10 protein-coding genes are annotated in these 10,999 nt (G+C 69.1%); 8 read left to right on the top strand and 2 right to left on the bottom strand.

Annotation, left to right across the window (positions count from 1 at the left end):
- The first annotated feature begins 255 nt into the window (after positions 1 to 255).
- Positions 256 to 1,770 carry a DUF2637 domain-containing protein gene (locus OG299_RS42460; RefSeq protein ID WP_327359901.1) on the top strand — a complete coding sequence of 505 codons (1,515 nt, stop codon included), beginning with the start codon at positions 256 to 258 and terminating at the stop codon, positions 1,768 to 1,770.
- Positions 1,767 to 1,904, top strand: coding sequence for a hypothetical protein (locus OG299_RS42465; protein WP_327359900.1), 138 nt, complete (start codon positions 1,767 to 1,769; stop codon positions 1,902 to 1,904). The genes OG299_RS42460 and OG299_RS42465 overlap by 4 nt, the downstream gene beginning before the upstream one ends.
- Before the next feature lie 842 nt (positions 1,905 to 2,746).
- Here the strand turns inward: OG299_RS42465 and OG299_RS43020 are convergent.
- Positions 2,747 to 3,819, bottom strand: a protein-coding gene (locus OG299_RS43020; RefSeq protein WP_442817461.1) for an IS630 family transposase whose coding sequence is annotated in 2 segments (ribosomal slippage) — positions 2,747 to 3,370 and positions 3,373 to 3,819 — 1,071 coding nt in all. Because the reading frame shifts where the segments join, the coding sequence is not laid out codon by codon here.
- Positions 3,820 to 3,975: 156 nt separating this feature from the next.
- On the opposite strand from OG299_RS43020, the gene OG299_RS42480 reads away from it, so the two are divergent.
- From OG299_RS42480 to OG299_RS42505, 6 genes are all read left to right on the top strand, one after another.
- Positions 3,976 to 4,935: a hypothetical protein gene (locus OG299_RS42480; protein ID WP_327359899.1), complete on the top strand. Its 960-nt coding sequence runs from the start codon at positions 3,976 to 3,978 to the stop codon at positions 4,933 to 4,935.
- A gap of 913 nt (positions 4,936 to 5,848) precedes the next feature.
- Positions 5,849 to 6,292: a hypothetical protein gene (locus OG299_RS42485; protein ID WP_327359898.1), complete on the top strand. Its 444-nt coding sequence runs from the start codon at positions 5,849 to 5,851 to the stop codon at positions 6,290 to 6,292.
- Positions 6,286 to 6,606 (top strand): hypothetical protein, encoded by a 321-nt coding sequence (locus OG299_RS42490; RefSeq protein ID WP_327359897.1) that lies wholly within the window; start codon positions 6,286 to 6,288, stop codon positions 6,604 to 6,606. The genes OG299_RS42485 and OG299_RS42490 overlap by 7 nt, the downstream gene beginning before the upstream one ends.
- Positions 6,607 to 6,698: 92 nt before the next feature.
- A complete protein-coding gene (locus tag OG299_RS42495; protein ID WP_327359896.1) occupies positions 6,699 to 7,256 on the top strand; it encodes an ATP/GTP-binding protein in 558 nt (185 codons plus the stop codon).
- A gap of 1,092 nt (positions 7,257 to 8,348) precedes the next feature.
- A complete protein-coding gene (locus OG299_RS42500) occupies positions 8,349 to 8,636 on the top strand; it encodes a hypothetical protein (protein ID WP_327359895.1) in 288 nt (95 codons plus the stop codon).
- 13 nt (positions 8,637 to 8,649) lie between these two features.
- Entirely contained in the window at positions 8,650 to 9,351 is a 702-nt protein-coding gene (locus tag OG299_RS42505) for a helix-turn-helix domain-containing protein (RefSeq protein WP_327359894.1), read from the top strand.
- A gap of 150 nt (positions 9,352 to 9,501) precedes the next feature.
- On the opposite strand, the gene OG299_RS42510 is transcribed toward OG299_RS42505, so the two are convergent.
- Positions 9,502 to 9,786 carry a hypothetical protein gene (locus tag OG299_RS42510; RefSeq protein ID WP_327359893.1) on the bottom strand — a complete coding sequence of 95 codons (285 nt, stop codon included), beginning with the start codon at positions 9,784 to 9,786 and terminating at the stop codon, positions 9,502 to 9,504.
- Positions 9,787 to 10,999: the final 1,213 nt, after the last annotated feature.

The following is a 10,999-nucleotide window of genomic DNA, read 5'->3' on the forward strand; positions in this document are numbered from 1 at the left end:
GCCATCCCCGACTGGGATACCAGATGCACGCTGGGGCCCTGACTTCAGCGCTGACCTGCAACAACGGAACCCATGGGCGCGCAGAAGCACTCGAATTGCGAAAGGCCGCCCGGGGACGCCTTCCCAGCAGGTCCGAGCGTCCGGTCTGCGCAGAAAACGCCCTGGGGCCGGAATCCGGTCCAACTGTCAGCCGTACATGAGACGGTGATCGTGATCAGCATGCAGACCCGATCATGGAGAGGCGGCCCTACGCGCATGCAGCTGACTCGTACGCACCGGATACTCATCGGCGTCGTGGTCGCAGGAGCCGTGGTCATCGCGGGGATCGGTTTCGCCGGTTCGTACGCCGCGGTCCGCGCGCTCGCCCTGCAGAAGGGGTTCGGGAACTTCTCGCTGGTGTTCCCGATCGGCATCGACATGGGCATCTGCGTGCTGCTGGCGCTGGACCTGCTGCTGACGTGGATCCGGATCCCGTTCCCGCTGCTGCGCCAGACGGCGTGGCTGCTGACCGCGGCGACGATCGCGTTCAACGGCGCGGCGGCCTGGCCGGACCCGCTGGGTGTGGGCATGCACGCCGTGATCCCGATCCTGTTCGTGGTCACGGTGGAGGCGGCCCGGCACGCGGTGGGCCGGATCGCGGACATCACCGCGGACCGGCACATGGAGGGCGTGCGCATCACGCGCTGGCTGCTCTCCCCCCTCCCGACGTTCAAGCTGTGGCGCCGGATGAAGCTGTGGGAGCTGCGGTCGTACGAGCAGACGGTCGGCATGGAGCAGGACCGGCTGATCTACCAGGCGCGGCTGCAGGCCCGGTACGGGCGGGCGTGGCGCCGCAAGGCCCCGGTGGAGGCGCTGATGCCGCTCCGGCTGGCCCGGATCGGCGTCCCCCTCTCCCAGACGGCCCCGGAGGGCCTGGCGGCGGCGGGCATCGACCCGATGCTGCTGCCCCCGGCGCCGGAGTCTGCCGGGCACGTGACGGTAGAGCGGGCCGATGCACCGCAGGACGTCCCGGTCGGGGTGCCAGCTGTATTGGGGGAGCAGGCCATGGAAGAGCCCGCAGATAGGGATGAGAGCCTCGCCCACGTGCTACACCCGGATATCGACCCCGCACACGACGAGTTCGGTCAGGGCCACCCGTACGGTCCCGAATTCCAGGGAGCGCGAGCCCCGACGCAGCCGGTCGCTCCGGTGGCCGCTGAGCCGATCCGCATGACGGAGGCGGAGCTCTGGGAGGCCTGCCGCTCCTACGCGGCGCGCACCGGCGCGGCCCCTGATGCCGCCGCTTTCGCCGTGCACCTGGCCGAGGCGTACGGCGTGGTGGACCCGGTGACCGGTGGGCCGCTGCCCGCGACAGAGATGGAGGAGCTGCTGGCCCGCTTCCCCGGCAGTCGGACAGCTCTGACCGATACGGGTTCGGTGACCGGTCACGGTGGTGAACCCCACCCCTTCTTTGAAGCCCTCTCGGCCCGCGGCGAGGTTTATGCGTCCGTTGTGCAGGCCCTGGTGTCCGGTCGGGTGCCGGCGCCAGCGGCTTCGGCCGGTGCCCCGCTGTCGGCGGCAGGACGTCAGCAGACGTCCCTCGACGTACTGACCGATCCGGTCCCGGCGCCTGCGGGGGAGACCGAGCACTGGAGGCGACGGTCACCGACACCGCTGCGGCCGCTGCCCGGCTCCCGGAGCAGCAGACCGGGGAGCCTGCCCTGGATCCGGTGCAGCAGCAGATCCTCACCGTCGCCGCTTGGCTCGCCGAAGCCGAGGAAACCGGCGTGAAACTCTCCGGAGCAGAGGTGGGCCGCCGCTTGGGAGTATCGGCCAAGACGGGTCAGCGCCGCGTGATCGACGCCGGCAAGCACCTCACCGAGCAGCGCCGACAGCAGGGGCGCGCCCACCTCCGCTCGGTCTGAAGCTGACCACCCCGCGCGGCCGATGGCCCGGTGACCGATGACCGATGACTCCGAGACGGGTGACCGACGACTGGTGACTGGTGACGTGCCGGGTACCCGGTGACTGGTCATGGCCTGACCGGCCGGAGGCGGCGCGACCGGTGACTGAATCGGTGAGTGACCGACCATCACCTCACCGGTGCCGGTCACCGGCACGCCGAAACGGGAGCCCACTCGACGCGAGCGGTCGGCGTGGGCGAGGCCCGGCACGTGGTCGTGCTCGGCTGTTTCCGCCGTGACCGGTCCAGTAGCCACACGCGTTTGACCTGTGGTTTGACCGATGACCGATGGTCAGGAGGGCCGGTGACCGGTGACCGATCCGACCTCCATCGGTCATCGGTCATGACCGATCTTCCAAAGTCACCAGCCCCCCACACCGCTGCATGCCCGGTGACTGGCAGCGTGCTCACCGGTCGACAGAAGCGAGGCGCGGGTGCCAGAGCCGGTGAGTCATCCGGGGACCCTGTCGCTCGCCGTTCGTCGGGGTGGTTTTGTACACGACTTGCGGGTTCTGGCACACATTCCATGAACGATCTTGCGGGCTCTCCGCCAACAGCTCGCGCTCGCCTTCCACCACGCCGTACAGACGTCCCACGCGTCATCGACGACCTCCGTCGCCGACGCCGACCACGCCCCCTACGCCGAAATCGCCGCCATCTCATGGCCGACCTGTCCCTCAGTGTCGCGTCTGGTGTGCTGTGGGTCAGCGGCGAGGAGCGCACCCGCCAGCAGTGGCATGGTCTGGTCCTCGCCCGGCGGCCATACGGGCGGCGCGGCGGGCGTCTTCCCAGTTACTGAGGTTTTCAGGGTGGCGTCGGTGGGTTGATAGCCAGGCCTGTGGCGGTGAGGCAGCCATCGATCAGGTGGGGCCGGAGCTGGATTCTGCGTAACTCGCGGCGGAATGTGCGGTCGAGGTCGTCGGGTGTGGCGAAAGCGGTGTTGGCCATTGCTCTGCGCACGAGTGACCAGACGGCCTCGACGGGGTTCAAGTCGGGCGCATAGGGCGGGAGGCGGACGGTGGTAAGCCAGTCGTGCTCGGCCTCGTACCGTTTCAGCCCGGCGGTGAGGTGGGTGTTGAGATTGTCCCAGACCACCACAATCGGGCCGTCGAGCTGGATGTGTGCCCGCACCAGCAGGTCGCGGTAGTCCTTCCAGGAGAAGCTCTTGCGTGCGCCCTTGAGCAGGAGATGGGTGCGGGGGCGGTGGATGAGACGGCTCTTCTCACCGGGTTTGTAGCAGCACAACGCGGCGACCGAGGTCCGGCGGCGGGACCTGCCACGGACGCGGATGACGGGAGTCTGCCCGCGCCGGCCCCAGGTGCGGGCACGGGGCGGAGTCATCGAGAAGCCGGCTTCGTCCTCGAAGACGACCCAGGCACCGGACGCCGCCGCGAGCCTTTTACCCGGGGCCACACCTCCTTCTTCCACAGCTCCACCGCGTGCTCGTCACGCTCGAGGGCTCTGCGGGCGGGCGCCTGCCAGGACCAGCCGTGCCGTTTCAGCAGCCGCCATACCGTCGCCACCGACAGGCTCACCCGAAGACGCCGACGGATCAGCGTCTGGACCCGGACCAGAGTCCAGCGCTCGTCTTCGAAGCCGTGCGCCGACGGGCCCTTGCCGAGTTCCTCCTCGAGCACAGCGAACTGGGCATCGGTGACGGTCGGGGAGTTCGCGGGACCCGCCGAGCGCAGGGCCTCCATGCCGCCCTCGCGCCATGCACGACGCCACCGTTCCACCGATCGGACACTCACCCGCAGCTCTTTCGCGATGACCGCGGTCTTCTCACCCGCCGCGAACCTTTCGCCGGCCTGAAGCCGGATCCCCTCACGAAACGCCCGACGCTCAGCGGTCAGGCCCCCACCCTCTGGATACCTCACCTCACCGGCATACCGCAGGGATCATGAACCGTCACTACCCGATGACAACCCGAAAACCTCAGTACCTGGACGGTGCCCGCGGGCGAGGTGTGGCCGGTAGCGTGATCGTGTTCTCGGCCCCCGCCGACGGGGCCGCGGGGGAGGGGGGAGATCCCGGTGGCTGCTCTTGAAGCGATTTACGGAGTGCTGGGTGTACTGGGAGGCGCGACGATTGGCGCTTGGAGCGCCGGACGTCTGCAGCGTGGGGCACACAAGACCACCTCGGCAACCGCGGCCGCCGAGCAGAAAGCCCGGACAACCGAACTTGCCCTGGAGACCACCTCCACCGTCCGCATCGCCACCCGGGCCTGGGCGCTGTTCATGGAACTCGCGGTCCAAGACCTTGCGGCCAACCGGCCTGTGGAAGTGGCCTCCTTCGACGCCACGGTGCAAACGCTCCTCGGTGATGTCACCAGCGCCCTCTTCCGCCTTGCGGCGATCCCCGGCATCCCCTTCGCCGAAGCGCCGGCGCGCATGGACTCGCCCCTTACCCATGCAACGTGGACCCTCCGGGAAGCTCTGCTCCTCAATGAAGTGATTGGACGGACTCTCCAGCCTGGGCAAGCCGACATGCTTCTGGCGCTGGTACGCGACGGTGCCGCCGACATGAACGAGACCTTCGTCAGGCAGACCAACCTGCTCACGGGTCGCACATCCGCTCCCCCCGAGCAGGCCCAGCAGCCCCAGCGGATAGCCAGCCACCTCAGCAGGCCGCAGCCATACCGGCTTCCGAACCACCTCGGCGGGGCGCAGCCGCAGGGGCCCGCCCAGTTGCCCGACCACCTCAGCCGCGCATATGGATACCCGGGGGCGGGTCCGGAAGATCTGAGCATGAGCAGGCCATCTCTGCCCCGCCGGTCCGCCGGACCTGAGCCGTTCGAGGCGTTCTGGTTCGCGGTGCCGACGCCCCGCCAGTTGTACACGCTGGAAGGAGAGGCTTCCTCGCCCCCTGGGGACCAGCTCCTGCCGGGCTCCTGGTACCTGGCAGTTGAGCCTCACCGTTCAGGTCTTGTGGTCGCGGTAGTCGACGACATCAAACTCGTCCTTCAGGACACGCAAGGCATCCAGAGAGGCTAAGAGAGCATCTGATCAACGTTCAGGCCGTGTTGATGAGGCTCGTTGAATTTGGCTATGGCGAGTATTTCGTGAAGGTCACGGGGTCCGTAGCGGGCGATGCCCCATGAGGTGACGCGTCCGAATTGCTGTCGATGCAGCGCCTGCGTAGCCGTCCGGGCCGTCCGCAGCCACGCGGCCTCGTCGTTTGCCGCATGTCCGGAATAGCGTGAAAGAGCAGGACCCGCTGCGGTCGCCGATGGAACCTCCCCCGCCCCGAGAAGTACCAGCGCTCTTCCCGCGGGGGCTGACCTGGGGGGGATGGGTGGTGTCCGGTCTGGGGGTTCCCACCTCCGGCAGAACCTCCAGTGCGCCTTCCGGTCCGCCGGCGCGGGCAATGGCCGGTGCACCGTCCGGTGCAACCCCCGTCTGGTTGGCCTGGGGTGGGGCCGGTTGTCGCTTCCGGGACCGCGGGAGGGGTCCCGTACGGTAGTAGTCGCCGGACTGGCGCCACCTTGTCCTGGTGGCCCGCGCGTGGTCGACCGGCGTGTCCTCCGAGGGGGAGACATGGGGGGAGACATGGGGGGAATCATCGGGGGACTTATGGGGGGAAACATGGGGGGAGGCGGTTCTTGAGGTCTGCCTGCATCGCCTCTGGTCAGGGCCTGTTTTGTGGGTGGTGACTAGCCGGACTTATTAGGTGGGAGGGGGTAGGGGTAGGGGGAGTGGGTTGAGGGTGGTGTGGGGGTGGGGGGATTTGGCTGGCTGGATTTCCTGGTGATCGTGGGGCTGCGTGTCGTTAGCGTGGCGTGATCACGAGTCAGGGAGGCGTAGTGCGGGGCTGGCTGGCGGTGCGGGTGGTGTGGCGGCTGTGGGGCTGCTGGCTGGGTGTGGGGGCGGTTCGTCGGGCGGCAGGGCCGTGCAGCCGGTGCCGGCTGTGTCTGGGGCTCCGTCGGCGGCTGATCCGGACGCGGGGGAGCGGGCGGCGGTGCTGGAGGCGTACAAGGCGCTGACGGCTGCGGAGGAGCGCTCGTACGCCGGGGCGAAGGTCGACCCCGACCTGGCCCGCTACGCAACGGACAAGGCGTTGGCGGACATCCAGGCCACGGTGTTCTGGCACCAGCAGGGCAAGACGGTGATGCAGGGTCCGGTCCGCCGCGACGCGAAGGTGACCGTGCTGGACACCGCCTCGGCGCCGCTGCGGGCCACGGTGACGGATTGCGCGGACTCGAGCGGGCAGCGGGAGGTGGAGACCGCCACGGGCCGTGAGGTGCCCTACAGCGGGCCGCGCCGCCACGTGGTGACCTCTACCGCCATCCGCCCGGCGGTCGGGAGCTGGCAGTTCGTGACGTACGTGATCGCGCGGGACCGCTCGTGCTGATCGGCCCCCGCCTTGGCGGTGCCCTGGCCGTGGTGCTCCTGGGGGCCGGGGCAGGCCCCGCCTCGGCGGACGGGCCGGGCGGCGGGGTGGTGTGTCCGCCGGCCAAGCTGAACTGCGATGTCACAGCTCGGGACCCGGGCAAGCCTGGATCGGGCGAGCCTGGCGGGGAGCCGGACAAGCCTGGCGGGGACGGCGCGGGCAAGCCTGGCGGGGACGGCGCGGGCAAGCCTGCGTGCGCGATCGACGGCATGGAGGTGCCGTGCTCCACCCCCGAGATGGGGACGTTCAGCGCGGCGGACTCCTGCTACTGGTAGGCGCTGGACCCGCCCCCGCAGCTCCGGACGGGTTCAACACCGGGGCGCCGGCCGGGTGGAAGCCGGGTGACGGCGGCGGGGCGCTGTACCTGGTGACCTGCCCCAGCGGGAACGGTGACGTCCGCGCCGGCATCCGCTGGTCCGCCACCGGCCCGGCCGGCGGCGGCGTCGACGTCCAGGCGCTCGCACAGCAGGCGGTCGAACGCCTGCGCCTGGAGGGCCCGGACATCGGGATCGTGCCGCGCCCCGACGGCAAAGGCCTGGTCGGGAAGCCGGTGTGGATGTGGAACCGGCCGGGCCCGGCCCGGACCGGCCCGGCCACGGCGTCCGCCTCGGCCGGATCCGTCACGGTCACCGCGACCGCCAGGGTCCGCAACGTCGTGTGGTCCATGGGCGACGGCGCACAGATCACCTGCACCGGCTCCGGCACCCCGTACGCGGCCGAGTTCGGGAAGCAGATGTCACCGGACTGCGGGCACATGTACACCCGCACCAGCGCCCAGGCGCCGGGTGGCCGCTACGCGGTCACTGCCACCACGACCTGGGAGATCTCCTGGGCCGGCGCTGGGCAGACCGGCACACTCACCACCACCCGCGAGAGCGCCACCAGCCTTGCGATCGGTGAGCTCCAGGTCCTCAACGTGCCCTGACCTGCGGCACAGGAACTCACCGTTCCTGTAGTGGTGACTACGGATATGGCCGGTGAGTTCCGGCGCGGCCGCTGGTGGAGTTCTGGCGCCCGGGCAAGCCTGTCCGTCCGTCGCGGTCGGGAGGGTTGCACCGGGAGGGGGCTCCACCGTTGTCTGCCCATTGCACCGGCCATTGCCTCGCAGGTACTGCCGCAGGTAGGACCCCCGTGTTCGCAATCATGGAGGTTCGTGCAGGTCAGAACCGGTGGGCAAGCCTGTCAAGCGCGCCGACACCTCTTTGTACGCGATAGCCGGACATAGAGGTTGACCCCAGCACAGCCGCCGTGCCGGACGGATCACCCGCCCGCAGGTCGGCCTGCACCGGGCCCTGCGCCCAGACGGCGACGGGCGGACGCGGGCGCGGGTGCCTCGGCGGAGAAGGACTGTGCCGGCTGCTCGCGCGCCAGCTCAGCCGCGAGACGGCCGCGGGGGCCGGCTGTGGCCGGGGTGTCGGTGGTGGGGCGGGGGCCGGTGCCCAGGGGGCGGCGCTCGATCATCCGGCCAGTGTGCTTCGGGCGTGCCCGGTGGAAACGGCCGGGTCGGCGGGTATCGGTCTGTTTCCGGCTTCGGGGTGGTTGTGGGTATGGCGAAAGTCGATGCACGCCGTGTCCGGCGTCATCGACTTCGCGCTGGTCACGCGCCAACATGACCGAGCATGTCCCTGGTTTGCCGTGGGTGGAGCCAGTAGCAGTCAGGGCGCCAGCGAGAGCTTGTCCATATATGGGCCGCCCGCGCTTTCGGGTTCCAGCCTCAGCTTGAAGGGACCTGGAACGAAGGATTCCGGTTGGGATCCAAGTTGAGCCAACCAGTGAGGATGAACATCACCGCACGTCAGGTCGATGAGCCGGGCGAAGTTTTGAGATCCGCTCTCATAGACGGATCCTGAGCCAACTTTGCGGCTGGTCCGAACGTGTCGCGCACCTGGGATCGTTGGAGTTTCAGGGACTGTTGATCGCTGCTCGGGTGACGCCAATCACCCAGTGATCAACGGCCAATTGGAGCCAGTAGCAGGGCGGCGACCTCAGGGTCGCCGCTCAGATTCAGGAGCCTTCAATGAGCCCGATCGACGGGGCGCCGGCCCCCACCATCTCTTCTGGGCGCTTCGGTATGGCGCACGCCCTCGTGATCACCGCGTTTCTCGCAGCCGCGGTCATCCTCACCCTCGCCGCGCACATGGCTGCGCGGGACACCCTTACCCTTCTCGGCGGCGCCGGCGCGGTCGCTGTTGTCGTCCTGGTCTCCGCGAACGTCAAGGGCGGCAACGGAAAGGACGGGGGGACGGGCCTGCTGCGTCGGCTGTTGAGCGCGGCGTTCAGCCCTGGATCGGGGACCGGGGTCTAAGGGGGCAGCGGTCATGGGACGCCCTGAAGCCCCTGCGGACCGGACGGTTCCCGAACGGGCCGAGCTCGCCGAGCTGCTCCGCGCCGCGCGGGCGCGGAGCGGGTCAGGCAAGCCGCTCACCTATGAGGCGTTGGCCAGGCGCACGGCCTGGTCCAGCGCGGCCCTTAAGCGGGCAGCTTCTGGAAAGACGCTGCCCGCCTGGGAGCTGGTGGCGGCCTTTCTGGCCGCTTGCCAGTCCAGCTCGGTCCTGCAGAAGGAGGCGCTCCACCTTCACGGGAGGGCGCAGCATGCCGTGGCTCTGCATGCGAAGGAGGCGCGGGTCACCACCGTGGTGCCCCGGCCGCGGTTTGTCAGCGACGAGGCGGACCTGAGCCGGGCATTGAGGGACGCCTACGGGCATGCGGGGCGTCCTCCGGTCCGGACGATGTCCCAGCGGGCTGGGAGGTGGGTCCTGCCTCACAGTTCAGCCCACCGGATCATCACGGCCCGGGCGCTGCCGGTCAATGTCGGCCAGTACATCGGCTTCCTTGAGGCCTGCGAGGTCACTTCCAAGGACCTTCCCGACTGGTTTACCGCTTGGCACAAGGTCATGGGGCCGCCCTGCACGGACACTCCCGACGACGTCTGGTGGTGGCGTGCATCGACCTGGCGCGAAGAGCTCTACGAGGGCTGGTTCTACGAAACCTTCGGCCACAGCGCCACGGTTGCGGCGTGACGCGAGGAGCTGGCCACGCCTGCGGCCGGTGAGGCGGTGCCCACCCGGACAAGCCGGGTGGGCACCGCCTTTTTTGCAACATGCATGGCGGGTTCCGATCGCGTGGCAGACGGCCGCCCCTGCCGGGCCGGCGCATGTGCCTGCGTGCGTTCAGCGGCGTCGGAGGAGGTAGGGGACGACGACGGCTGCGTATACGCCGGCGGTGCTGACCCCGGTGGCTACGGGGTTGGCCCAGGACGGTGCGAGCCGTACCGCCAGGAGCGCGCCGATGGCGAGGACGAAGCCGAGCACTCCGATGAGTGCGTCTCGCTGCCGCCGCCGCGTCAGCTGCTGCGCGTTGGTCTCGGTGGTCTCGCTCGCCTCGGCTTGGGTGGACGCGTTGGTGATCCTTTCCTTGGGCCCGGAGTCGGGCTGGTTGGTTGGGTGCGAGGGCACCTGTGCGAGTCCGGCCGGCGGGGGTCGAGTTCTCGCGAATTTGCGTTTCGTGCCTGTTCGGAGGCTGTCTGGTGAGTGCGACACCGCGGGTGATTGTCACTGGGGTGCTGCGGTTGTCGTCATCGCGGGTGGGGTGTCGTTCGTACTGGTCAGGGGTGGGTTGGCTCCTGGTGGTGACATTCTGGTGCGGTGTGTTCGGTGTCATCGTGTGCGTTGTTGCTGGACAGCGGGGTGCGGTGTCTATGGGGCGGGTCGGCCGGCGTCCGGGGTGGGCCGTTGTTGTCCGGTCTCTGTCGCCGGTCAGTGAAGCTGAGCAGTCGTCAAGGCTCTGACCTGGGGGTTGTGCAGTTTGGGTGAGCGGGTTTGGTGATGGGTCGGCTCACTGAATCTGCGTAGCATCGGAGTTCGTTGGTCTTCTGACCTGCGGTGTTCGTCGGCCTGACCGCGCTGCGCAGGTTGGTTGGGAACTGTGCAGTTTCACTGGTCGTCGACAGACCCTACCGCCGCACCAGGTGTGGTGCTCAACCTCGTTTCCCGGGCTTATCCGGCTAGCAGATTGAGTCACCGAGCGGGTGGTGGCCCTGGCTGCCGGCAGAGCGGTGGGGATGTGGTGGTCTAGTGGGCTCGAGAAGCAGCACAAGAAGGATCACCTGACTGCGGGGAGATAAGACGTTGGGTCCGTGGGACGTCAAAGAGGACGGAGATCGTGAGCAGTGGGCGTGGAGCCCGCTGGTTGGTGTGGGGCCGTTGGAGTTCGGTATGAGGCCGGACGAGGTGGCCGCAGCGCTCAGCGGCCCGGAACCTCGCACACGGTCGTGTGCCGGGTATCACGACCGCAGTGCAGTGCCCATCTGGGAGCGGTACCCCGACCCCGGGGTGGCGCTCTACTACACGGGCGCGGGCCACCTGGCGGCCGTAGCTGTCGATGCCCTGAACGGCCCTCAGGTCCCCCTGGACGGTATGGGGTTGGTCGGGCGTGTGCCCTCAGGCCTGGGGTGGGAGCGAAGCGGACACCCCAACGAGCCGAAGGCTCGGACCCCGTGAAACGGGGTCACCCAGGCCCGCGAAGCGGGCCGTTCGGGTGGAGCGCAGCGGAACCCGAACCTGTCCGGAGCGAAGCGCAGGACACTGGCCCGAAGGGCCAGCTCTGGCTCGGCGAAGCCGAGCCCCGCCAGCGCAGCGAGGCGGTTCTCTCCTGAGCGCGTAGCGCTCA

The sequence above is a fragment of the Streptomyces sp. NBC_01296 genome (assembly GCF_035984415.1).
In the GTDB taxonomy this organism is placed as follows: Bacteria; Actinomycetota; Actinomycetes; order Streptomycetales; family Streptomycetaceae; genus Streptomyces.